Origin of the sequence: Pseudoxanthomonas mexicana, from assembly GCF_010093385.1 — a bacterium.
GTDB lineage: Bacteria > Pseudomonadota > Gammaproteobacteria > Xanthomonadales > Xanthomonadaceae > Pseudoxanthomonas_A > Pseudoxanthomonas_A mexicana.
The window spans coordinates 1-20441 of the sequence record NZ_PDWV01000061.1 but is presented as its reverse complement, the minus strand read 5'-3'; the positions used below and the strand labels follow the sequence as shown (position 1 = coordinate 20441).

At 67.5% G+C, this 20441-nt stretch carries 11 protein-coding genes and 1 pseudogene; 9 read left to right on the top strand and 3 right to left on the bottom strand.

Annotated elements, in window-relative coordinates; genetic code table 11:
- Positions 1–169: 169 nt before the first annotated feature.
- The 5 genes and pseudogenes from CSC76_RS16525 to CSC76_RS16505 all read left to right on the top strand — a co-directional run bounded on the left by CSC76_RS16525 (position 170) and on the right by CSC76_RS16505 (position 9916).
- A complete protein-coding gene (locus CSC76_RS16525; protein WP_142125734.1) occupies positions 170–643 on the top strand; it encodes a DUF3574 domain-containing protein in 474 nt (157 codons plus the stop codon).
- 73 nt (positions 644–716) lie between these two features.
- Positions 717–2299, top strand: a pseudogene (locus CSC76_RS16520) (hypothetical protein).
- Positions 2300–2458: 159 nt separating this feature from the next.
- Positions 2459–5053, top strand: coding sequence for an ATP-dependent chaperone ClpB (clpB, locus tag CSC76_RS16515; protein ID WP_162111066.1), 2595 nt, complete (start codon positions 2459–2461; stop codon positions 5051–5053).
- Positions 5054–5286: 233 nt separating this feature from the next.
- Positions 5287–7530 (top strand): EAL domain-containing protein, encoded by a 2244-nt coding sequence (locus CSC76_RS16510; protein ID WP_162111065.1) that lies wholly within the window; start codon positions 5287–5289, stop codon positions 7528–7530.
- A gap of 112 nt (positions 7531–7642) precedes the next feature.
- Positions 7643–9916: an EAL domain-containing protein gene (locus tag CSC76_RS16505; RefSeq protein WP_162111064.1), complete on the top strand. Its 2274-nt coding sequence runs from the start codon at positions 7643–7645 to the stop codon at positions 9914–9916.
- 9 nt (positions 9917–9925) lie between these two features.
- On the opposite strand, the gene ybaL is transcribed toward CSC76_RS16505, so the two are convergent.
- Both ybaL and CSC76_RS16495 read right to left on the bottom strand, forming a co-directional pair.
- Positions 9926–11614 carry a YbaL family putative K(+) efflux transporter gene (ybaL, locus tag CSC76_RS16500; protein WP_162111063.1) on the bottom strand — a complete coding sequence of 563 codons (1689 nt, stop codon included), beginning with the start codon at positions 11612–11614 and terminating at the stop codon, positions 9926–9928.
- Positions 11615–11772: 158 nt separating this feature from the next.
- Positions 11773–14178 carry a TonB-dependent receptor plug domain-containing protein gene (locus tag CSC76_RS16495; protein ID WP_162111062.1) on the bottom strand — a complete coding sequence of 802 codons (2406 nt, stop codon included), beginning with the start codon at positions 14176–14178 and terminating at the stop codon, positions 11773–11775.
- Between the two features lie 202 nt (positions 14179–14380).
- Here CSC76_RS16495 and CSC76_RS16490 point away from each other — a divergent pair, with 202 nt between their 5' ends.
- The 4 genes from CSC76_RS16490 to CSC76_RS16475 all read left to right on the top strand — a co-directional run bounded on the left by CSC76_RS16490 (position 14381) and on the right by CSC76_RS16475 (position 19816).
- Positions 14381–16231, top strand: coding sequence for an ABC-F family ATP-binding cassette domain-containing protein (locus CSC76_RS16490; RefSeq protein ID WP_162111061.1), 1851 nt, complete (start codon positions 14381–14383; stop codon positions 16229–16231).
- Between the two features lie 71 nt (positions 16232–16302).
- Positions 16303–16626, top strand: coding sequence for an FmdB family zinc ribbon protein (locus CSC76_RS16485; RefSeq protein WP_162111060.1), 324 nt, complete (start codon positions 16303–16305; stop codon positions 16624–16626).
- A 115-nt stretch (positions 16627–16741) separates the two neighbouring features.
- A complete protein-coding gene (locus CSC76_RS16480) occupies positions 16742–19177 on the top strand; it encodes a hypothetical protein (RefSeq protein WP_162111059.1) in 2436 nt (811 codons plus the stop codon).
- Positions 19178–19216: 39 nt separating this feature from the next.
- Entirely contained in the window at positions 19217–19816 is a 600-nt protein-coding gene (locus tag CSC76_RS16475) for a hypothetical protein (RefSeq protein WP_162111058.1), read from the top strand.
- A 15-nt stretch (positions 19817–19831) separates the two neighbouring features.
- Here CSC76_RS16475 and CSC76_RS16470 read toward each other — a convergent pair.
- Positions 19832–20441, bottom strand: a 610-nt coding sequence (locus tag CSC76_RS16470; protein WP_162111057.1) for a DUF3011 domain-containing protein, incomplete at its 5' end; no start/stop codon positions are given.

Here is a 20441-nt window from a genome sequence, read left to right as displayed (position 1 = left end):
GCGAGGGGAGGGGCGGAATAAAGTCTATCGCTATATTGCGATGAAGCGATATATTAGCCGCCACGGCGGGCCGTGTGTCATCTCCGCTGTCCATCACCTTATGCCGTCGCGTCATATGGCCATCGCGGTGGCGTGCTCCATCCTGTCCTTCTTCCATGAGGTCTTCCCCATGTCCCATCGTGTTGTCTGGTTGCTGGTCCTTCTCGCGCTGGCCGGATGTGCGTCCACGCCGCCCGTCGCGCCGGCCCCTGCCACCACCGCCGCGCTGGAAGGCGATGCGCTGCGTCCGGCCAGCGCGAACGGCTGGGTGCGCAGCGAGCTGTACTTCGGCGTGGGGGAAGAGACGGGACCGGCCGACCGTCCCCAGGCCGAGCCGATCAGCGAGGCGACGTGGCGCGCCTTCCTGGACAAGGAAGTCACCGCGCGCTTCCCCGATGGCCTGACCGTGTTCGACGCCTACGGCCAGTGGCTGTTCCGCGGCGCGAAGGAACCCAACCGGCTGAAGACCAAGGTGCTGGTGGTCCTGCACGAGGACACGCCGCAGCGCCGGGCCGACATCGAGGCGATCCGCCTGGCGTGGAAGCAGGCCACCGGCCACCAATCGGTGCTGTGGTCGCGGCATGCCGTGGACGTATCGTTCTGAAGCCGGTGCGCCCGCCGTCGGTGCTGGCGCTTATGCTGGCGGACTTCCGCCCACCCCACTGATTCCTGCCTCCATGACCGCATCGGCTTCTCCCGTGCGCCGCTGGTTCGTCCCCGGCGACCTCAACGGTTTCTTCGGCCTGGTGGTGGACAACCTGTCCATCCTCGGCTTCATCGCCGCCGCGCTGATCGGCATCTTCCAGTTCCCCGCCGAGGTGGTGTTCACCCGCATGTTCCCGGGCACCGCGCTGGGCGTGCTGGTCGGCAACCTGATCTATACATGGATGGCGCATCGCCTGGCGGCGAAGACCGGGCGCGACGACGTCACCGCGATGCCGCTGGGCCTGGACGCGCCCACCAGCATCGGCATGGCGCTGCTGGTGCTGGGCCCGGCGTTCGTCGGCTTCAAGCAGGCGGGCCTGGACGAACAGGCGGCGGCCAACGCGACGTGGCAGCTCGGCATGGCCTCGCTGGTGGTGATGGGCGTGCTGAAGCTGGTCTGTCGTTCTTCGGCGATGCGGTCACGCGGGCGGTGCCGCGTGCCGGCCTGCTGGGCTCCATCGGTGGCGCGGCGCTGACGCTGCTGGGCTTCCTGCCGCTGATCGAGACGCTGCGCCAGCCCATCGTCGGCTTCGTCACCTTCGGACTGCTGCTGTACGTGCTGGTGGCGAAGGGCAGGCTGCCGGTGAAGATTCCAGGCGTGCTGCTGGCCTTCATCGTCGGCACCGCGCTGTATTACGGGCTGGGCCTGGCCGGCCTGGGTGCGCCGGGTTTCAAGGTGCCCGAGGCGGTGCCGCTCGCGCTGACCCTGCCGCTGCCCACGCTGGGTTGGCTGGATGGCCTGGCCTACACCGTGCCGTACCTCCCGCTGCTGCTGCCGTTCGGACTGCTGATGGTCGTGGGCGGCATCAACGTCAGCGAGAGCGCGCGCGCTGCGGGCGACGACTACCGCACGCGCGACGTGCTGCTGGCCGAAGCGGTGTCCACGCTGGTCGCCGGTGTCTGTGGCGGCGTGGCGCAGACCACGCCGTACATCGGCCAGCCCGCGTACAAGCACATGGGCGCGCGCAAGGGCTACACGCTGCTGACGGGGATCTTCATCGGCCTCGGCGGCGTGCTCGGCTACGTGTCGGGCCTGGTGCAGTGGCTGCCGGTGGCGGTGCTGGCGCCGATCATCGTCTACGTGGGCCTGGACATCACCGTGCAGGCATTCACCGAAACCCCGCGCAAGCACGCCATCGCGGTGGCGCTGGGCTTCCTGCCGTCGGTGGCTTACCTGCTGACGATCAAGTTCGGCAACCCGGCGTGGATCGCGCCGGACCACTTCGCTGGCCTGTACGAAGGCGTCGACGGGCATGGGCTGCCGGACCTGGCCACCATCGTCACCCTGGGCAACGGGTTCATCATCACCGCGATGATCTGGACCACCGCGCTGGTGGCGATGATCGACGGCCGCAACGGACGCGCGGTCGTCGCGCTGCTGGTGGGTGCGCTGCTGACGCTGTTCGGCATCATCCATTCGGTGGATCCGCGCGGCGGCATCTACCTGCCCTGGGACGTCGAAGGGCTGCGCGCGACCATCCTCTGGCAGTTCGCCGGGGCCTACGCCGCGCTGGCCGTGCTGCTGGGCGCATTGTCCCTGCAGAAGAAGGCGTAGGGCGGGCCCAGGCTCGCCGTTCCGGGTGTCGCGAAGACGGTGGGCCAAGGCCCACCTACGGTGAACCCGGTTCTAGCAGGCCTTGAAACACCGCCGCTTAACCGCATCTGGGTAGCATCGGCCGGGTTCGCCGGCCCCTTCTACCTTGAGGTTCTCCCGATGCGGATGGACAAACTGACCTCGCGTTTCCAGCAGGCGCTGGCCGACGCGCAGTCGCTGGCCGTGGGCCGCGACCACACCATGATCGAGCCGGTGCACGTGCTGACCGCACTGCTGGAGCAGCAGGGCGGCAGCACGCGCCCGCTGCTGGCGCAGGCCGGCGTCAACGTGCCCGTGTTGCGCGAGCGGCTGGGCGAGGCGCTCGACAAGTTGCCGAAGGTGACCGGGCAGGCCGGCAACCTGTCCATCGGCAACGACCTGGCGCGCCTGCTCAATGTCACCGACAAGCTGGCACAGGACAGCGGCGATACCTACATCGCCAGCGAGTGGTTCCTGCTGGCCGCGCTGGACGACAGCGGGGCCGCCGGCCAGGAGCTGAAGGCCAGCGGCGCCGACAAGCAGAAGCTGCGTGCCGCCATCGACCGTCTGCGCGGGGGGGAGAAAGTGCAATCCGAGAACGCCGAAGACCAGCGCCAGGCGCTGGAGAAGTACACCATCGACCTGACCGCGCGCGCCGAGTCCGGCAAGCTGGACCCGGTGATCGGTCGCGACGAGGAAATCCGCCGCACCATCCAGGTCCTGCAGCGCCGCACCAAGAACAATCCGGTGCTGATCGGCGAGCCGGGCGTGGGCAAGACCGCCATCGTCGAGGGCCTGGCCCAGCGTATCGTCAACGGGGAAGTACCCGAAGGCCTGCGCGGCAAGCGCGTGCTGTCGCTGGACATGGGCGCGCTGATCGCCGGCGCCAAGTTCCGCGGCGAATTCGAGGAGCGTCTGAAGGCCGTGCTCAACGACCTGGCCAAGAACGAAGGCCAGATCATCCTCTTCATCGATGAACTGCACACCATGGTCGGCGCCGGCAAGGCCGAAGGTTCGATGGACGCCGGCAACATGCTCAAGCCCGCGCTGGCGCGCGGCGAACTGCACTGCATCGGCGCCACCACGCTGGACGAATACCGCAAGTACGTGGAGAAGGATGCCGCGCTGGAGCGCCGCTTCCAGAAGGTATTCGTCGGCGAACCCAGCGTTGAGGACACCATCGCCATCCTGCGCGGGCTGAAGGAAAAATACGCCGTGCATCACGGCGTAGAGATCACCGACCCCGCCATCGTCGCCGCCGCCACGCTGAGCCACCGCTACATCGCCGACCGCCAGCTGCCGGACAAGGCCATCGACCTGATGGACGAAGCCGCCAGCCGCATCCGCATGGAGATCGACTCCAAGCCGGAGGAGATGGACCGGATGGAGCGCCGGCTGATCCAGCTCAAGATCCAGCGCGAGGCGCTGAAGAAGGAAAAGGACGCGCAGTCGAAGCAGCGCCTGGCCGATCTGGAAACCGAGATCGAATCGCTGCAGCGCGAGTTCAACGACCTGGAAGAGATCTGGAAGGCCGAGAAGGCTACGTTGACCGGTGCGACCAAGATCAAGGAGCAGATCGAGCGCGTGAAACTGGAGCTGGAGGCCGCGCAGCGCAAGCAGGACTACGCGCGCATGAGCGAGCTGCAGTATGGCCAGCTGCCGGAACTGGAGAAGCAGCTGGCGGCGGCGCAGGAGGCCGAGCAGAAGGGCTTCCGCCTGCTGCAGGACAAGGTCACCGACGAGGAGATCGCCGAGGTCGTCAGCCGCTGGACCGGCATCCCGGTAAGCAAGATGCTGGAGGGCGAGCGCGAGAAACTGCTGCAGATGGAGCAGTCGCTGCGCGGCCGGGTCATCGGCCAGGAAGAGGCGATCAAGGTCGTGTCCGATGCGGTGCGCCGTTCGCGCGCCGGCTTGTCCGATCCCAACCGCCCCAGCGGCTCGTTCCTGTTCCTGGGTCCCACCGGCGTGGGCAAGACCGAGCTCTGCAAGGCGCTGGCGGAGTTCCTGTTCGACAGCAGCGACGCGATGGTCCGCATCGACATGAGCGAGTTCATGGAGAAGCACGCGGTCAGCCGCCTGATCGGCGCGCCTCCGGGCTATGTGGGCTACGAGGAAGGCGGCTACCTGACCGAGGCCGTGCGCCGTCGTCCGTACAGCGTGATCCTGCTGGACGAAGTGGAAAAGGCGCACCCGGACGTGTTCAACATCCTGCTGCAGGTGCTGGACGACGGTCGCCTGACCGACGGCCAGGGCCGCACGGTGGACTTCCGCAACACGGTCATCGTGATGACGTCCAACCTCGGTTCCAGTCTTATCCAGGAGCTGTCGGACGACACGCCCGAAAGCTACACGCAGATGAAGGCGGCGGTGATGGGCGTGGTGCAGGCGCACTTCCGGCCCGAGTTCATCAACCGGTTGGACGACATCGTGGTGTTCCACCCGCTGGACAAGGCGCAGATCCGCGAGATCGCCCGCATCCAGACGCGTTACCTGGCCAAGCGCCTGGCCGAACGCCAGATCGTGCTGGAGCTGGACGATTCGGCGCTGGCGCTGCTGGGCAACGTCGGTTTCGATCCAGTGTACGGCGCACGGCCGCTGAAGCGCGCGATCCAGGCGCAGCTGGAGAACCCGCTGGCGCAGAAGATCCTGGCGGGCGAGTTCGGCGCGGGCGATACCGTGCGCGTGCGTGCCGAGGGCGGGCAGCTGCATTTCGAACGGAGCGCGTCGACGTCGTGACTCCTGCCGCCGGGCCGCGCACGACCAAGGTGTAGAGGTCGGGCATCGGGTGCGGACCGCGCATGCGGCCGCACCTCGAAATCGGTCGCGACGGCCGACGCGCGCATGACCGACTCACATTAGCGTCGCGCTTATCGCATTGTCGTCGACGGCGGAGTAACGTCGGCTCCGGCGCGATGCGGAGAGCGGGGGCTTGTTCGCAGGGGCGTCACCCGGGGGGAGGAGACGCAACGATGGTTACGCGACGTCGCGCTTGGTGGGTGGACGCGTGTGTGGTCTCGTTTGCCTGCTGGTTACTCCAGAGTGTCGGTGTCGAATACAGCGCGCGCTTTTTCCATCACGCATACTCGACCGGTGAGGCCTCGCTGCTGCATGCGCACGCAGGCCTGCTGCTGGGCGTCGCCTTGCTGGGAGGCGATCGGCGCGTGCTCGCCACGGCCTTCCTCACCAGCTTCCTGCATTGGTGGTGGCGCGCCCGGCTGGAGGCGCCCACCGAGTCCTATGCGGCCGGGTTCGCGGTCGCCATGGTGTTGCAGTGGCGCTGGACCGAATGGTGCGCCCACAGGGCGGGCGGACCCTTCCGGGGCGCCCACCGCCTGAAGGTGTCGGGGATCTTCCGCTACGCCGCGGTCAGCCTGTTCCTGTTTCCCACCGGTTGGACGCTGTTGTCGGCCCTGGTGGCCTGGACCCATGGCCAAGCGCCTGCTGCCGTCGCCAATACGGCGGTACAACTCTGGCTGGCCAAGCATGTGGGTGTGGGCGTCGTGACGCTACCGTTCCTGCTGCTGTGGACCGACGACCGCTTGCGGCGCGCCCTCCGTGGTCGTTGGGTGGCGGTGATGACGTGGCTTTGCCTGAGCGTGTTGGCGGCGCACATGCTGGAAGCGCGGCCGGCCCTGCGATGGGTGGAGGTGGTCTACGACTATCGTGCGCTGGCGGGCGTGCTGCTGGGTATCGCGATGCTCCTGTGGCGCGTCGAGTACTCCATGCCCCTGCTGACGTTGACGCATCTGGTCCTGCTGCATGGCCTGACCGATCAGGCCGGGCAGGCCGCGTCTCCTCCGCAGGTCGTCGGCCTGCTGGCGCATCTGGTCGAATGCAATTTCATGGTGTTGATCCTCGCCGTGCTGTTCCTGCTCAACCGCGAGCGCAAGCACCGGTACCACCATCTTCGTGCGATGTGCCGACACGATGCGATCAGCGGCCTGGACAATGCCCACGCGCTGCGCGAGGCCTGGCGCACATCGCCCGAGAGGCCTGCCGTACTGGGCTTCCTGTTGCTGGACCAGGTTGAGCGCGTGCTGGGAGGCTATGGCTGGCGCGCGCAGTCGCAGCTGCTGCGGGAGATCGGCAGGGAAATGGTGCCGCTGGCGCGTCCGTACCACATGGGGGGAGGCAAATTCGTGCTGCTTCCGCTTGGCGCCGAACAGGCCGGGGCCAGTGTCGGGAAGATGGAGGAGATCCTCAGACGGCTGCAGGCGTTCGTGTTCCAGTGGCATGGCGCACAGCTGCGGGTAAGTCCGTACCTGGGCGTCGCACCCTGCGACCGGGCGGGCGTGGAGGCACTGGACGAATGCCTGGCCAATGCGTGCGACGCCGCCCTGCGTGCACGGGAAGCGGGCGAACACAATCCATTGCCCTGCGAACCCAGTCCGTCGGGCGGGCCCGATGCGCAGGCACGGCGACATCGGCTGGTCGCCGCTGCCGAGGCGCTGGCCTGCGTGCATGCCGGCAGGGTGGAGCTTTACGTGCAACCCATCGTCGCCCTGGCCGGCCAGCCTTCGGCGGGGTTCCAGGGCGAGGTCCTGTGCCGGCTGCGTACGGCGCAAGGCAGGCTGTTGTTCCCCAACGAGTTCATCGCCGACCTCGAGGCGGGCGGTCACGCGTCCGAGTTGGACATCGCGGTGATCGAGTGCCTGTTCCAGTGGCTGAGGACGCACCCGCTCGCGATTCCGGGTGTCGCCAGGCTCGGCATCAACCTCAGCGGCAAGAGCGTGGCTTCGGCATCGTTCCGAGCACGTTTCGCCGAGTTGCTGAGGCAGTCGCCGCTGCCACACTCCGCGCTGTGCTTCGAACTGACGGAAACGGCGGTGATCGCGAGCCAGGAGCCGGCGTTGCGCCTGTTCCACGACCTGCGCGCACGCGGCTGCTCGCTGTCCCTGGACGACTTCGGCAGCGGCATGCAGAACTTCGAGCGCCTCCGGCAGGTGCCGGTGGACAGCCTGAAGATCGACGGCCAGTTCGTGCGCAACATGCAGAGCCAGTCGCGCGACCTGGAGATCGTGCGCGCGGCGATCGCCGTGGCCGATGCCCATGGTCTGACCACGGTCGCCGAGTATGTCGAAAGCGCGAGCCTGGCCGAGCAGCTGCGTGGCATGGGTGGGAGGGGGGGACAGGGCTACCACTTCGGGCGTCCGGAGCCCATCGCTGCCCGGCGGCTGCCGGTCGCCGTGGCACCCGCCGCTGCGGTGCAGTGACCGGCATCCAGCGCGATCCGACGCCGGGAGCGCTGTTGTGCGCCATGCGGTGTCCGCTACACTCGCCCGGCCGCGCAGAAACGTCGCGCCAGCGTTCTGGGGGACGGTCGGAATGACAAGCGTCGATCATGTCGAGCGCCTGAGGCGTGCCGGGTGGGTCACCAGGGCCGTGGCACTGGGCGGCCTATGCCTGCTGCTGCAGCAGGTTCCCGTGAGCTACCGCATCGATTTCCTCGGCCAGGTATCCGATGGTGCATCGCTCATCCATCTGCACGCAGGCCTGTTGTTCGCGATTGCCCTGCTGGAGCGCGATCGCAGGGTGGTCGCGGGTTGCTTCCTGCTGACGTTCGCCGGCTGGACCGTACGCCAGTTGTACTTCAATGACTGGCGTCCGGGTGCTGGGCTGTTCTGGGGCGGGGCCACGTACGCATTCGCGCTGGGCTGGAGTCTGGCATGCGCTCGCTGGATGGAGTGGCCGCGTCCGGACGGACAACGGGTGATGCGGCGGGACCTGGTCCGCTTCGCCGGCATCGGTCTGCTGCTGTATCCGCTCGTCCTGGCCCTGATGGGTTTCAGCATCGTCATGCTGTCCACACCCGACTCGGCGGTGGGCACGGTCTTCCAGATGTTCTTCGCCAAGCAACTTGGTGTGGCCGTGGTGACCCTGCCGGTGATGGTGGCGTGGCGCGAACGGGGCCATCCCGTGCCGCGGACGGCGTATGCGTCGCACTGGTTGTGGCTTGTCGTGCTGGCAGCCGGGTTGGCGGTCAGCGTGTGGACAACCATGCTTGTCCGGAAGGTGTTCGGGGCCGGCGGGACAAATCCGCAGCTCGTATTGATGGATTACCGCTTCGCGCTGCTGTTGGTGCTGGGTTGGGCCATGCTGCGCCTGCCGTCCCACTGGGCGATGGCGGCTCTCTCCGCAACGCTGCTGACGCTGGTAGGCATGGTGGCCGGTACGGCCGAGTATGCGAACAGCCCGGTCGGCTTCTTCAATCTGCTGCACGTCACCCTCGAGCTCAACATCCTGCTGCTGGTGATGCTGTACCTGTGGCTGACGCATCGGGATCGCCAGGAACTGGCCGAGCGCCTGTCGGCCGAGACGCTGCGAGACCAGGTCACCGGCCTGCCCAACCTCAAGGCCCTGCGCGAGCGCGTCTCACGCCCCCTGGCGCGTACCGAGCTGGGCTACCTGCTGCTCGACCAGACCGACACGCTGGTGGCCGGCTTCGGGCTGGATACGCAGGCACAGGCGATGGACGCCACTGCACGCCGTCTGCAGGATCTGGTGGAAACCTACTACGTGGGCACCGGACAGTTCGCGTTGCTGCCCCAGCACGCGGGCGATCCGGACCTGTGGGAGCGGGTGGTCGCGCGGGTCGAGCACGCCGAGATCGATGTCGGCGGCCGGCCGATCCGCCTGCTGCCCTATCTGGGCGTCGCCGCATTCAACGGTTCGCATGCGCGGGTGGTGGCCCGCGCGGTGGTGACTGCGTCGCCCCTGGCCTTCGAGGCGCGCCACCACGGCGAGTTGCGCCCCCGTTACCACGATGCGGCCCACAGCCATCTGCGCCAGACCCAGCACCGCCAGTTGCACGACGCGACCGAGGCACTGGCCAGTCTCCGCAACGAGCGTGTCGTCCTGTACTTCCAGCCGATCCGCGAGCTGGAGGACGGGCGCGATGCCGATCCGCGTGCGCTCACCGGCGAAGTGCTGTGCCGGCTGCTGGACGAGCGGGGCGAGATCATGTCGCCGGCCAGGTTCATGGCGCCGCTGGAGGCCGCGGGCCGGGGCGCCGAACTGGACCTGGCCGTGATGCGCGCACTGTTCCGGCTGCTGCGCAAGTCGCCCGCCGCCCTGCCGCATTGCCGGGAGATCGCGATCAACCTGACCGGACAGAGCCTGGCCTCGATGAGCTTCCAGGTGGAACTGCGCACCCTGCTGGCGGGTTCGCCGTTGCCGATGAGCGCACTGTGCTTCGAGGTCACCGAGACCGCGGCCATCTCCAATACCGCCGCCGCCAGCCACCTGCTGACCGACCTGCGCGCGCTGGGATGCCGCATCGCCATCGACGATTTCGGCACGGGCATGCAGAGCTTCGCGCGGCTGCGAGAACTGCCGGTGGACGTGATCAAGATCGACGGTTCGTTCGTGCGCAACGTGGCCCAGCTCGGCAAGGACTATGCGGTGGTGCAGGCCTCCGTGGCGGTGGCGAAGGCATTCGGCGCGGCGACGGTCGCCGAGTTCGTCGAGGACGAGGACACCGAGTTCTGCCTGCGTCGCCTGGGTGTGCAGCGCGTGCAGGGCTATCTTTACGGCAAACCCAGACCCTTGGCCGAGGTGCTGTCCGACGCCGTGACGGAGGCCACGGCATCGGGCGGATGAGCCGCCGGCTCAGCCTGGGACGCGCTGGGGGCGGTAGGGCGGCGTGGACATCACCATTTCCGCCAGCGAGAACGCCAGTTCGCGCTCGGCCAGCACTGCGCCGTCGGCGCCGTGTTCCAGCAGGTGCTTCACTTCGCCTTCGCTGTGCGCGCGCGCGAGCAGCGTCAGCGCCGGATTGATCGCGCGCAGCTTGGCCAGCGCTTCGCCGGCTTCCAGCGGCTGCGGGATCGCCAGCACGGCGATCTTCGCGCGCTCGGGGTGCGCTTCGGCCAGTACGCGGTCGGCGGCGGCGCTGCCGCGGATCGCGGGGATGCCGGCATCGTGCGCGCGCGCCACGTGGTCGCCGTTATCGTCGATGACGATTAGTGGCACGCCGCGGTCGCGCAGCACGCGTGCCAGTTCGCTGCCCACCCGTCCATAGCCGATGATGATGGCGTGGTCGGTGACGTCCAACGATGGGCCGGGAGGTACTTCCGGCTCGGCCGGCACGGGCGCCAGGGCGTCCTGTTTCTTCTGCCAGCGGTCCAGCCAGGAGAACAGGAACGGGTTGGCGATGATCGACAGCAGCGAGCCGGCCAAGATCAGGTCGCGGCCGTCCGGCGGCAGGATCTTCAGCGACACGCCCAGCGCGGCCAGGATGAAGGAGAACTCGCCGATCTGCGCCAGGCTGACCGAGATGGTGAGGGCGGTCCCGGTGGGATGCTTGAACGCGCGCACGATGAAGAACGCCGCCAGCGATTTGCCCACCACGATGATGCCGAACGTGGCCAGTACCTGCCACGGATGTGCGATCAGAATGGCCGGATTGAACAGCATGCCCACCGAGACGAAGAACAGCACCGCGAAGGCGTCGCGCAGCGGCAGGGAATCGTTGGCGGCCTTGTGGCTGAGTTCCGATTCGTTGAGCAGCATGCCGGCGAAGAACGCACCCAGCGCGAAAGACACGCCGAACAGCGTGGCCGAGCCGAACGCCACGCCCAGCGCGATCGCCAGGACCGACAGGGTGAACAGCTCGCGCGAGCCGGTGGCGGCGATCTTCTCCAGGGTCCATGGGATGACCCGGCGGCCCACCAGCAGCATGAAGGCCACGAACGCTCCCAGTTTGACCAGCGTCCAGGCGATGGCCACGACGAAGCGGCCGAAGCTCGCCGGCTCGTCGCCCGATGCTTCGCCGAAGGTGTCGGCCAGCACCGGCAGCATCACCAGCGCCAGCACCATGGCGATGTCCTCCACGATCAGCCAGCCCACCGCGATGCGGCCGCGCCGGGTTTCCAACAGGCGCCGGTCCTCCATCGCACGCAGCAGCACCACGGTGCTGGCCACCGACAGCGCCAGGCCGAATACGAAGCCGTTGAGCGGCGTCCAGCCCATGCCCCAGGCCAGCGCCCAGCCCAGGCCGGTGGCGACCGCGATCTGCGCGATGGCGCCGGGGATCGCGATCGCCTTGACTTCCAGCAGGTCCTGTAGCGAGAAGTGCAGGCCCACGCCGAACATCAGCAGCATCACGCCCAGTTCCGACAGCTGGTTGGCCAGTTCCTGGTCGGCCACGAAGCCGGGCGTGAACGGGCCGACGAAGATGCCGGCGAGCAGGTAACCGACCAGCGGCGACAGGCGCAGCCTGTGCGCGAGTGCGCCCAGCACGAAGGCCAGGGCCAGGCCCACCGCGATGATGTTGATCAGGTCGGTGTCATGGTGCATCGAACGGCGCGGTTCCTCGGCGTGAGCGGTCGAGTGTCGCCGATGGGGCCTGCGTGCGGCAAACCGGCGGCGCGCGCGTGCCGCCGTTCACGGGCCGCTAGAACGGGAACGCCCCGCACGGGGCGGGGCGTTCCGGTGAGCTCAGGCGCGGATGCGCGTTACCACGTGTAAGCGATGCGGCCGTACACGTAGGCGCCGTTGAAACCGAACGGCGACTGGCTGCTGTAGGGGAACTGGCCGCTGTTCGCGTTGGGGAAGATGGTGCGGTCCGGATACTCGTCCAGCAGGTTGTCCGCGCCCAGCGTGAACGCCCAGTTCTCGGTCGGGCGGAAGCGGGCCGAGGCGTCGAACACCCACTTCGCGCCGTAGGTCTGGTCGTTGGCGAAGTTGCCGGTTTCGCTGATCCGGCTGGTGAATTCGCCGTAGCGCGTGGCGCCCAGGTTGAAGTCCCAGCGCGCCAGGTTCCAGGCCGCGGTCAGCGTGGTCTTGTTGCGCGGATAGCCTTCCTCGATGCGACCCTGTTCGGCGCGGCCGATGCGCCCCAGATTGGCGCCCAGGGCAGTCAGCTCCGATGGGTTCGGTGCGACGCGCTGGATGTCGGTCTTGTTGTAGTTGTAGCCCGCGGTGAGGTTCAGGCTGCTGTTGGTCAGCGGCACGGTGTACTGCGCGATCACGTCGATGCCGCGCGTGCGGGTGTCGGCGGCATTGGTGAAGTAGCGTGCACTGGTGACGCCGTTGACGCCCAGGCTGGCCAGCAGCGCCTGTGCGGCGGCGTTGCTGCCGAGGATCAGGTTCGACGAAAGGACGATGCGGTCGTCGACGTCGATCTGGTAAGCGTCGATGGTGACGTACAGGCGGTCCATCGGCTGCAGTACCAGGCCCAGACCGTACGACAGCGAGGTCTCTGCGGTCAGCGGGTCCGCGCCCAGTGCCTGTGCAACGGCGCTGGTGGCGGGGAAGGTGCCCGATTCGAAGAAGCGGTCCAGGCTCGCGTTGTACTGCGAGGTCACCACCTGGTAGTACTGCTGCGCCAATGCCGGCGCGCGGAAGCCGCTGGCCACGGGGGCGCGCAACGCCCCAGCGTCGCTGAAGGCGTAGCGCGCCGACAGCTTGCCCGACACTTCGCTGCCGAAGTCCGAATAGTCCTCATAGCGGCCGGCGATGCCGGCGGAGAACTTCTCGGTCAGGTCGGCTTCCAGGCCCGCGTAAGCCGCGTAGCTGTCGCGGTCGGAATGCACCGCGTTGGCGGGCGTGAAGCCGCCAAAGCCCTGCGCGCCGCCGCTGGTGTACGAATCCGGTGCGCCCGGCGACTGGTTCCACTTCTCGCGTCGGTACTCTGCACCGAAGGATAGGGTGGCGGGATAGGCCAGGCCGATCTCCAGCGGTTTGCTGACATCGGCGTTCAGCACGTTCTGGGTGTACTCCAACGCGCCGTCATAGAAGCGGTGGGGACTGGACGTTCCCAGGCTGTAGTTGATGCTGTTCTGGGTGTAGAACTTGAGGTGGTTGTAGCCGTAGTTGTAGCTGACATCCCACTTCCAGCCGCTCTCGGTGTCGCCCTTGACGCCGGCCACCAGCGACCGGTCCTGCGAGAGCTGGTTGATCTCGGGCACGTAGCCGTCCGGATAGACCTGGGCCAGCAGCGTGCCCTGGTTGCTGTGGTTGGGCGAGCGGTAGAACGCGAACGAGGTGATGTCGCGGTTGCTGGCGATCGCGGTGGCGTAGGCGCTCACGTTGTCGCTGAACGCGAAGCCGGCGTTGGCCGACACCGCGCCGGCGTCCACCTTGGGATCGCCATAGACATAGGCCACTTCGCCGATGTCGGGGTTGTTGCCGGTGTTCGGTGCGGTGCCTTGGTACGGACCGGCGCGGTTGGTTTCGTCCTGGGTCGTCAGCTGGCCGGCCACATGCACGAACCCGCGGCCTTCGCCGAACGACACGCCGGTCTCGCCGGAGAGCTGGTACTGGCGTCCGTCGCCGGCGGAGTAGCCGCCCACGTCCGCCACCAGCGAACCGCCCTTGCCGGCGCCCTTCAGCACCACGTTGACCACGCCGGCGATCGCGTCGGAGCCGTACTGCGCCGAAGCGCCGTCGCGCAGCACCTCCACGCGTTCGATCGCCGACACCGGGATCGCGTTGAGGTCGACCGCCGACGAGCCACGGCCGATCGTGCCATTGACATTGACCAGGGCCGAGATGTGGCGGCGCTTGCCGTTGACCAGGATCAGCACCTGGTCGGGCGACAGGCCACGCAATTGCGCCGGGCGCACGCCGCTGGTGCCGTCGGTGACCGCCGGGCGCGGGAAGTTGAGCGAGGGCAGCGCACGTGCCAGCGCAGTCGCCAGTTCGATGGTGCCGGTGGCCTGCAGGGCCTCGGGGGTGATGATGTCGATGGGCGACTGCGATTCGGCGACCGTACGGTCGCTGACGCGGGTGCCGGTGACGATCAGGGTGTCCAGCGTGCGGGCGTCGGAGGGAGCCGACTCCTGCGCGAAGGTGGCGGGGGCGACCAGGGCCAGGGCGATGGCGATGGCGATGGTCAGGGGTGAGCGGGTGCGGATCATGGGGGGCTCCGGAAAAACGGCGAAGTGCGACTTCAAGTGGATCAGGGCTTGCAAAGTTTCCTTTGAAACCATGGACTTAGGCGGCACACACTCTGGTTATCAGGCCGCTGATGGGCGTGTCAATGGTTTCTTAACAACGTCGAGTGGGAGTGCTATCGATAAACTACGCGGCCGCTTCTCCCAAATCCCCGTAGGTTGTTTCTTGATCGCCCTTCGTAATTTCGCGCTCCGCCGTGGTGAGCGCCTGCTGCTGTCCAACGTCGACCTCACCCTGCATGCGGGTTACCGCGTCGGCGTGGTGGGTCGCAATGGTGCGGGCAAGTCCAGCCTGTTCGCCGCCGTGCAGGGCGAGCTGGAGGCCGACAAGGGCGACCTCGACCTGCCTGGCAAGGTACGCATCGCCAGCGTCGCGCAGGAAACCCCCTCGCTGCCGGCCCCGGCCCTGTCGTTCGTGCTCGGTGGCGACACCGAAGTCGCCGCCGTGCTGCAGGCCGAAGCCGAGGCCACCGCGCGGGAAGACTGGGAGGCGGTCGCCAACGCGCACCAGAAGATGGCCGAACTCGGCGCCTACGACGCCGAGGCGCGCGCCGGCAAGCTGCTGCACGGCCTGGGCTTTCCGGCCGACACGCACCACCGACCGGTGTCGTCGTTCTCCGGCGGCTGGCGCGTACGCCTGAACCTGGCGCGTGCCCTGATGATGCCCAGCGACCTGCTGCTGCTGGACGAGCCGACCAACCACCTGGACATGGACGCGGTGCTCTGGCTGGAGCAGTGGCTGCTGAAGTATCCCGGCACGCTGCTGTTGATCTCGCATGACCGCGAGTTCCTCGACAACGTCGCCACCCACACCCTGCACCTGCACGGCGGCGGCGCCAAGCTCTATACCGGCGGCTACCCCGATTTCGAGCGCCAGCGCGCCGAGCAGCTGCGCCAGCAGCAGATTGCGCACGAGAAGGAACAGGCCGAGCGCGCCCACCTGCAGAGCTTCATCGACCGCTTCAAGGCCAAGGCGTCCAAGGCGGCGCAGGCGCAGAGCCGCATGAAGCGCCTGGCCAAGCTGGCCGGCACCGAGGCGGTGCGCGCCGAGCGCGAATTCCGCATCGAGTTCGCCGAGCCAGCGAAGCTGCCGTTCTCGCTGATCCGTCTGAACCACGTCGAAGCCGGTTATGGGCCCGATGCGGTGATCCTGCACGATGTCGGCTTCGGCCTGGAGGCGGGCCAGCGCATCGGCCTGCTCGGCCCCAACGGCGCGGGCAAGACCACGCTGGTGAAGACGCTGGTGGGCGAACTGCCGACGATGGCCGGCGACCGCATGGCGCACCCGGACCTGCGCATCGGCTACTTCGCCCAGCACACGGTGGAGTCGCTGCATGAAGGCCAGTCGCCGATGGACCATTTCCGCGACATCTCGCCCGATGCCAGCAACCAGTCCTTCCGCGATTTCCTGGGCAAATGGAATTTCCCCGGCGACCGCGCGTTCGAGCCCGTCGACGGCTTTTCAGGCGGCGAACGTGCGCGCCTGGCGCTGGCACTGATCGCCTGGCAGCAGCCCAACGTGCTGCTGCTGGACGAACCGACCAACCACCTTGACCTGGAAATGCGCGAAGCGCTGGCCGAAGCGCTCAGCGACTTCGACGGCGCCATCGTGATGGTGTCGCACGACCGCCACCTGATCGGCCTGGTCTGCGACACGTTCTGGCGCGTGGCCGACGGCGTGGTCGAGCCCTTCGCCGGCGACCTGGACGAATACGCGGCCTGGTTGCGCACGCGGGCTTCCGCGCAGGGCAGCAAGCCGCTGCGCAGCGAGCCGGCACCCGCACCGAAGGCCACGCCCGCCCCGGCGCGCAAGGTCAATCCGGTCAAGCTGGCCGCCGCCGAAGCCAGGGTCGCCGAGCTGGAAGGCCAGCTGGCGGAGGTGGATGCGCGCCTGGCCGAACCGAAGACGTATGCCGACGCCGACCTCGCCGCGCGCCTGGGCCGCGAGCGGGAAGATCTGCAGCAACAGCTGGCCAAGGCCGAGGAAGCCTGGTCGGCACTGTACAACGAGGCTTGATTCGCCCGCCGGCCGTCCCCACACAGCCTCCCGTTCCCGTTATTCCCGTTAGCCCTCCACGATCGACTGCCATGCCCATCTACGCCTTCGAATGCACCCAGTGCGGCCACCGCTTCGACCGTCTGCAGAAGCTGTCCGACCCCGATCCCGACACCTGTCCCTCCTGCGGGCAGTCGACGGTGAAGCGGCAGGTGACGGCGCCGGCGTTCCGTCTGGCCGGCAGCGGCTGGTACGAAACCGACTTCAAGAAGGACGGCGACAAGAAGCGCAACCTGGCCGACGGTGGCGAAGGCGCGAAGCCGTCCGGTGAATCCAAGTCGGCCGAGTCTGCGCCCGCGAAGACCGAAAGCGCGCCGGCCAAGACGGAATCTAAGCCCGCGACGCCTTCGTCCTGACCTCGCCTCTGCCGGCCCTGCACTCGACGCCGGCCACGCGGCCGCGGTAGCCTCATCCTGCGGCCCCGGGGAAGCGTCGATCGACGCGAGTGGGCCGCCCAATCAGGAGGGGGCGATGTCGAAGGCAGGGATGGCCGGTCTGGCCATATGGGTGATGGGTGCGATGGTGGCCGTTGCAGGGGTCGCGACGTTGTCGTTGTCGGTTCCGCAAGGATCTTCTCAAGGGGCGCCACCTGCTGGAGCCTTGCTCATGCGAGGCTCGCAGCCGCTATTGCCACCGGCCAAGCTCAGGATCGTGGGAGACGTAGCGGCGCTGGCTGCCGGTGACTCTCTGCAGTCGCTGCAGCTACGCGTCGGTACGGAAGTGATTCCCGCCAGCGTCCAGGGGCGGCGGTGGGAGGCCACCGTCTTCCTGATGGACGTGGAGCGCATGGTCTCGGTCGAGGCGCGTTCCAGCAAGGGGCGGCAGTCCAGTTTGCTGGGAAGCCTGTCTCGTTTGTCAGTATTGGCAGCGGACGATCGGCAGCTGGACGTCCATGAGCATTCCGCGCTGCGGGTCTCACCCTTTACCACGGCGCTGGCGCGCCATGCGGAGTATGCGCTGGGCAGGCCACCCGCAACTGATCTCGAGCTCGACCAGACCGCGCGCGCGGTCGGTCACGACGGGTTGGATGCCCTGGCTTATGCGTTGCATGGAATCGCGACGGGCGAGCTGCCACTTCCTGCAGGCTATCAGGAGGGATATGCCTTCACCGCCGATCGTGAAGCCTTCCACTCCTGGCCGCATTTGCCGCCCCGGGAGGATTGGTCCGGCTACCTCTTCGAAAACGAGGGAGGAGCACCTGTCAGCGGTCTGGGTGAGTTGCCCGCGCGCATGCTGATGCTCGGCGGGCTGTCGGTCACCCAGTACCCGGGATACACCGGAACCACGCGCCTGCTCGAACGCATGGCGGACGGATCGGTCAATTTCCACGAAGATCAACCGCTCTCCAGTCCCAACTACCTGATCTCTCTCGATGGGGCGGGCCAGATCATCCTGACGCCCACGACGACCGTGTCGCGTCGCTATGAGCGCACCTTCCCTGACGTCAGCGTTGTGCAGCGCATTTCTCAAGGCCACGTACTGCGGCGACTGGCACGCTCGGGCGGGATCAGTCTGTGGGTCCTGAAGTCGGAGTGGGTCGACCTCGACGTAGGGTCGGCCGGCGCACCCCCGGTATCCGTCACCGAGTACCGCGTGCTGTCGGGGACGGATCTCGACGGTTGGGTCAGGGCGAGCGCATGGTCATTCTCGAGCCTGCAGTTTTCGCTTCCCTGGCTCTGCATCGAACCGGGGACGCTGCTGCCCGAGCGCGTGGGAGTATGCGGGTACCCGCTGCACAGGTTTGGCGCGAACGGTAGCGGCTACACGACCGAGCAAGGGATGCCCCTGACGGATGATGGTGAGCCCATGGTGCCGTGGGGATCGACGCCATTCGGCGTCACGATCGACAACGGGACGCGACTCACCATCGACAATGGACAAACTCAGACGCACTTCTGGCGCCTCCAATCGGGAACCGTGGGACGCTCGGTGGTACCAACGGTTTTCCTGTCGCGATCGCTGCAGGGCACCACGCAGGGCGAGACAATGGTGGGACTGACGCCCTCGCTCCTGCTCCAGTTCGATGCGAGCCAACCCTCGATCATCCAGCCCCTAGGGAATTGGCGCACGGGCTTCCAGCAGGCGCAGGCGCCGAGTTACCTCGGACCCGATATTTCGGTGACGTTCTCCCGCCTGGCCGACGGTACCAGCCAGTACTCCGTGGAGGGCGACTACGGCGACAGTGTCGACAGTCTGCGCTGGAGCATGACGGGGTTCGGCATTTATAACGTCCGCGCAAGCGCACGCTATGCCGATGGCTCGAGTCGCCAGGTGAACGGCTGCACGCCCTCCGTGATCGCCGCAGGCGCCATCTCCTGTTCGGCGTTGGTCCGCTACTTCCGTCCAATCACCCTTGCACGTGGCAGTTACTACGGCGTCGAGGAGCGCTACCAGGTCAGGTATCCGGATCCCAATGCATCCGGACAGCCGCGCTTCGCCATCGCCAGGGACTATTCGCGGCTGGGCTTCGAGATGTGCGAGAGCGTCGAATGCATCGACGTTTTCCCGAAGATGGAGCCATCCGCCTCATCGACAGGCGCGGCGCAGGTCTTCGATCGGCCCTCTGGGCGCCCGGGGATCTTCGACAGACCCCGTCGCTTCGGTGCGCGTATCCCGCTGCTCTCGCTACGTAACGAGACGCGGTTCGAACGCGATGATGATTGCCCAGCATGCGGAGACGTCGCGGGTGGGGCGTGGAGGGTCGCTCGTGATGCAGGCGTGCAAAAAGACGACCTGGATGTTGATGCGACTTCGGATCACGCGGGGGGGCGCGGGGATCAGGATGAACCATCGCTGTCGCCCCGCGATGCCCGCCAGCCCGTCACCTCATCACCGGCAAGGTCGTGGATGACACCGACACCCGCGAAGATGAAATCCGAACTGGCCACACCTCCATCCTCGTCCTAAGGTCGATCGGTGTAAGGTGCATCAGCAGGAAGGGCTGCTATGAGGAATCATCTGGTCGCACTGGCGGCGGTGTGTTGTGCGGGCTGCGCCTCGTCGCCCGCCATCGCGCCGGTGGATGCGTTCCTCACCTCGGTGGCGGCGCACTGCGGCAAAGCCTACGCCGCCCGCATCGTCGCCAACCAGCCCGCATCCGCCACGCCCGATCCGTTCGAGGGCAAGACGCTGGTCATGCACGTGCGGGGCTGCGACGACCCGACGCGCGAGATCCGCATTCCTTCCCATGTCGGCGACGACCGCTCGCGTACCTGGGTGCTGACCCGGACCGCCACGGGACTGCGCCTGAAGCACGATCACAGGCGCCAGGACGGCCAGCCCGACGCGGTGACAATGTACGGCGGCGACACGGTGGATGCCGGCACGGCGCAGCGGCAGGCGTTTCCCGTGGATGCCGAATCGGTGGCGATGTTCAAGCGAGAAGGCCTGAACGCTTCGCTCAACAACACCTGGGCCATGGAACTGGTGCCCGCGAAGACCTTCGTCTACGAACTGAGCCGGCCGAACGGCCGCTTGTTCCGGGTGGAATTCGACCTCACCACGCCGGTGGAACCGCCGTCGGCGCCGTGGGGCGCCGACGGTTGAGCCGCTGAGGGTCGCTCAGCGCGGCCCGAAGCGGCCACGGCAGCCGCGATCCACCCAGATCTGGTTGCCGGCGTAACCCCAGCTGTAGCCTTCGCGGCAGCTGGTGTTGGAGATCTGTTGCAGCAGGATCGGCCGGCCCTGGCGCGGGTCGTAGGCGCAGGTCTTGCGGCGGTTGTCTTCGCTGCTGCAGGTGACGGAGTAGTGGCTGGAGCCGCCACTGCCACCGGCGCGCGGACCGAACTCGGCACGGCAGCCGTTGCCGACATAGACCTGGCCCTGCTGCGATTGCCAGCTGCGCCCTTCGATGCAGGCGGCGTTGGACAACTGCCGGACCAGGCGTGAATGGCCGCTCCACGGCGTGCGGCAGGTGCGGCCGCGGCCATCGTTGCTTTCGCAGCGGATCGTGCCCCCGACGGCCACGCCCGGCGCGAATTCGCCGCGACAGCCCTTCCATACGGTGATCAGGCCGTCCTGCGAGCTCCAGGTCGCACCCTCTTCGCAGCGGCTGTTGGAGATCTGTCGTACCAGCCGCGACTGGCCACGCCACGGCGGCGTGCAGCGCCGGGCGTCGCCGCTCTTGCTCTCGCACAGGATGGTCTGTCCATGGGTGGGCGGGTTAGGGTTC

Bases quoted from the DNA above. Each gene is read 5' to 3' on its own strand.
- CSC76_RS16525 (WP_142125734.1), top strand. From the start codon at position 170: ATGTCCCATCGTGTTGTCTGGTTGCTGGTCCTTCTCGCGCTGGCCGGA.
- clpB (WP_162111066.1), top strand. From the start codon at position 2,459: ATGCGGATGGACAAACTGACCTCGCGTTTCCAGCAGGCGCTGGCCGAC.
- CSC76_RS16510 (WP_162111065.1), top strand. From the start codon at position 5,287: ATGGTTACGCGACGTCGCGCTTGGTGGGTGGACGCGTGTGTGGTCTCG.
- CSC76_RS16505 (WP_162111064.1), top strand. From the start codon at position 7,643: ATGACAAGCGTCGATCATGTCGAGCGCCTGAGGCGTGCCGGGTGGGTC.
- ybaL (WP_162111063.1), bottom strand. From the start codon at position 11,614: ATGCACCATGACACCGACCTGATCAACATCATCGCGGTGGGCCTGGCC.
- CSC76_RS16495 (WP_162111062.1), bottom strand. From the start codon at position 14,178: ATGATCCGCACCCGCTCACCCCTGACCATCGCCATCGCCATCGCCCTG.
- CSC76_RS16485 (WP_162111060.1), top strand. From the start codon at position 16,303: ATGCCCATCTACGCCTTCGAATGCACCCAGTGCGGCCACCGCTTCGAC.
- CSC76_RS16480 (WP_162111059.1), top strand. From the start codon at position 16,742: ATGTCGAAGGCAGGGATGGCCGGTCTGGCCATATGGGTGATGGGTGCG.
- CSC76_RS16475 (WP_162111058.1), top strand. From the start codon at position 19,217: ATGAGGAATCATCTGGTCGCACTGGCGGCGGTGTGTTGTGCGGGCTGC.